A 3,266-nucleotide genomic window follows, 5' to 3' on the forward strand; every position below is an offset into this window, starting at 1 on the left:
CCTCGTTACGTTCGTCATCGAAAGGACTGTCGACAGGCATGGTCAAGCGCACTCCGCAATCTCAAACCGTTCGTTTAAACGAACAAAACGTCCAGCGCAAGCGTCCGATGCTGCGCAATGTGATCATTCAGGATCAATTGAGTCAATCAATATTAGATCATGCATTGTATCATCGCGTCAGTGCCGAACTTTCAGGCGGTGTTGAAAAGGGGTCGCCATGAGTATCTTCGATAATCCGCATTTCGATGCGCATGAGACCGTCAACTTCGTTCATGACGCGCCAACTGGGTTGCGCGCTATCATCGCGATCCATGACACACGGCTCGGTCCGGCTGCGGGTGGATGTCGCTTCTGGGACTACGAGAGCGAAGACGCTGCAATCGCGGACGTATTGCGGCTGTCGCATGGCATGACCTGCAAGAACGCGGTCGCAGGCCTTGATCTCGGCGGCGGCAAGTCGGTGATCATCGGTGATCCGCGCGCGATCAAGACGCCGGCGCTGATGCGTGCCTTCGGGCGGGCGGTCGAACGTCTCGGCGGGGCCTATACCACGGCGGAAGATGTCGGGGTGGATGTGCAGGACATGGAGCATGTGCGCGAGACCACCCGCCATGTTGCCGGTCTCGCGCGTGGTGCTCATGCCAGCGGAGACCCCTCGCCGACGACGGCGAAGGGTATCTTTGACGGCATGTCCCGCGCAGTGGCGCAGCGATTCAAGCGTGACGGCATAACGGGCATGCGCGTCGCAGTACAGGGCCTCGGTCATGTCGGCTGGCATCTGTGCACGCATCTGCACGGCGCTGGCGCGAGGCTGATCGTCAGTGATATCGATGCTGCGCGGGTGGAGCGGGCAGTAATGGAATTCGGTGCTACGGCCTGCCCGCCAAAGGATATCCTGACGGTGGAGGCGGATGTGTTTGCGCCTTGCGCGCTCGGCGCGGTGCTGAACGCGCGCAGCATTCCCGCGCTGCGCGTCGCGATCGTCGCGGGTGCGGCCAACAACCAGTTGGAGGACTTCGCCGATGCCGACAGGCTGCACGCGCGCGGCATCCTCTACGTCCCCGATTTCGCCATCAATGCCGGCGGCATAATTAGCGTCTCCGGCGAAATCGCTGGCGTCGATAACGTCGAGTGGATCGCCGAACGCATGCGCCAGCTCGACGAGAACATCGCGGAGATCCTCGCCGAAGCGGAAGCGGAGCGCGTCTCGCCGCATCACATCGCCATGCGCTTCGCCGAAAGACGGCTGGACGCGGCGGGGCGGTGAGTCCGCCGCCCGATCAGCGCAACTGCGCGACATCTCCGAGGAACGGATGCACCCATTCGTGATCGAGAAGGGCGGGCCCGAGCCGCAGGCACTTCTGCGGGTTCTCGCCGAAATCCAAGCGGCATTCATCATTCCATTGCATCAGGCCATTGCGGAAATTCGGTCCGGGAATTCCGTCGATTGCTGCAGTGTAGTAGCCGTATTCGGCCATGATGCGCTGCGCCTCCCGCACGGTCTCGCGTGAAAACGTTCCGATGATGGCGTCCACGCGCTCATTATGATAATCAAGGGACTCAATGTAGCCACCCGCCTGCAGAATCCGCGCGGCGGCGTCATGCCGGTCGGGGCTGTCGTAGTATTGATCGACGAATAACGCGTAGATTAGGGCAATCTCCCATTGGTACCGGATGCCCGGCGCGGCCACTGCGTGATGCATGCCGGTTGCGGCCTCATCGCGGTCTTCGACTCCGAAATCGAGCCTGCCGTCTTCGATGGACAAGGCGCAGTTGGACCTGATCCCTGCATAAGCCTTGGCAACATTGGTTGCGGCCTCCATGTCGGGCGTCAGCGTACCGGTCTCGCCGCTGGTGATGCCCGCTCTGATCACGTCACGCGACCAATCCATCAGATCACGCGCGACCCGTTCGCGATCAGGCAGATCGACAAAGGTCTTGATAAAACGGTTGGTGGGGGTGTCGTCGGCATCAGGATCGTCGGACATGCCGAAGAGGCCTGCACCCCCGATGCTGGTCGTCGTCTCACATGGTGTGAAACTCGCCGGTCGCTGGCCGGCCAGATGAATCACGTGGGCCGGTGCGAAGCCGGCCTGCGAGGCGCGTTCGGCAAACGCGTCGGCTTCGTTGCGCAAACGTGGCGCGATGCTGCGGATCGGATGATCATCGCGCTCGCCCCATTCCTTGAGATCGAAATGCTCGATACTCAGCGGATAATTCCGCTGGAGGGCCCGGAACTGCTCAATCCAGTCCCAGCGCTCGGTCTGGTAGCGGGCGAGATAGGCAAAGGCGGTCATCGCGCCGGGGTCACCCGATTCCGCATCGGCTCGGACCGTGTCGAGAAATGCGCGCACGGGCGCCTCGTGCCCGAGCATCAGCATCTCGATACCGATGAGCATCCAGATCTGGTTTACCCTCCAGGCTTTCGGATCGTCACGCTGATACAAATCTGCGACGCGGTCATCCAGATAAATTCCGATCACCCGCGCGAATTCATCTTCATCGCGACAGCCGTTCTCGAGCATGGTTTCGAGCGCGAGCAACGGGGTCACGCCATGCGCCTGCGGGTTGATGAAGTATTCCTGCGAAAACGATTTGACGGAATGTGCCCCGATATTGCAGCTCTCGTCGGCGCGCGCCTGATTGCTCAGCGCAGTTGCGAGGAGGCAAGTCGTGCCCACAAGAATCTGTGTGGATTTCTTCATAATACCTCCCGGTAGATTATGCGGGGCACAGTATCCCATCAGGCATGCGGCAGGATCCGGCTTGAGGCTCGCAAATCGTGCAGATCGGACGGAACGCGCGAACGGACCCGGCGATACAATCAAAAGAGTCATTCGGTAAAACTATGCAAGCAGCGAGCCGTGTCGACAACCAAAAATGATATCACGATAAAAATTTATCGTGATGAACGTCGACGAATTATCCCTCGAATGCGTATCCGGCGCCGCGCACGGTGCGGATCGGATCTGAACCCGATTGCGCCTTGACGGCCTTGCGCAGGCGGCCGACGTGGACATCGACGGTGCGCTCGTCGATATAGACGTCGCGGCCCCAGACATTGTCCAGCAGTTGCTCGCGGGTGAAGACGCGCCCGGGTGTGCGCATCAGGAATTCCAGCAGACGAAACTCCGTCGGGCCAAGATGCAGTTCGGTGCCGTTGCGGCGCACGCGGCGGCTGTCCCGGTCGAGCTCGATATCGCCGGCGACCAGCTTGTCGGTCAGCAGGTTGGGGTCGGTACGGCGCAGGAGCGCTTTCACACGCG

4 protein-coding genes are annotated in these 3,266 nt (G+C 60.9%); 2 read left to right on the forward strand and 2 right to left on the reverse strand.

What is annotated here, in order from left to right; all coding sequences use genetic code 11:
- A partial coding sequence (locus tag VKP01_RS12905) for a hypothetical protein (RefSeq protein ID WP_324412911.1) occupies window positions 1–221 on the forward strand: 221 nt, incomplete at its 5' end.
- Window positions 218–1,267, forward strand: a complete 1,050-nt coding sequence (locus VKP01_RS12910; protein ID WP_324412913.1) for a Glu/Leu/Phe/Val family dehydrogenase — start codon at window positions 218–220, stop codon at window positions 1,265–1,267. The genes VKP01_RS12905 and VKP01_RS12910, both read left to right, overlap by 4 nt.
- A 13-nt stretch (window positions 1,268–1,280) precedes the next feature.
- On the opposite strand, the gene VKP01_RS12915 is transcribed toward VKP01_RS12910, so the two are convergent.
- Window positions 1,281–2,705: a hypothetical protein gene (locus VKP01_RS12915; protein WP_324412916.1), complete on the reverse strand. Its 1,425-nt coding sequence runs from the start codon at window positions 2,703–2,705 to the stop codon at window positions 1,281–1,283.
- Between the two features lie 217 nt (window positions 2,706–2,922).
- On the reverse strand, window positions 2,923–3,266 hold a 344-nt coding region (locus tag VKP01_RS12920), incomplete at its 5' end, for a winged helix-turn-helix domain-containing protein (RefSeq protein ID WP_324412918.1).

The organism is Saliniramus sp., from assembly GCF_035311605.1.
GTDB lineage: Bacteria > Pseudomonadota > Alphaproteobacteria > Rhizobiales > Beijerinckiaceae > Saliniramus.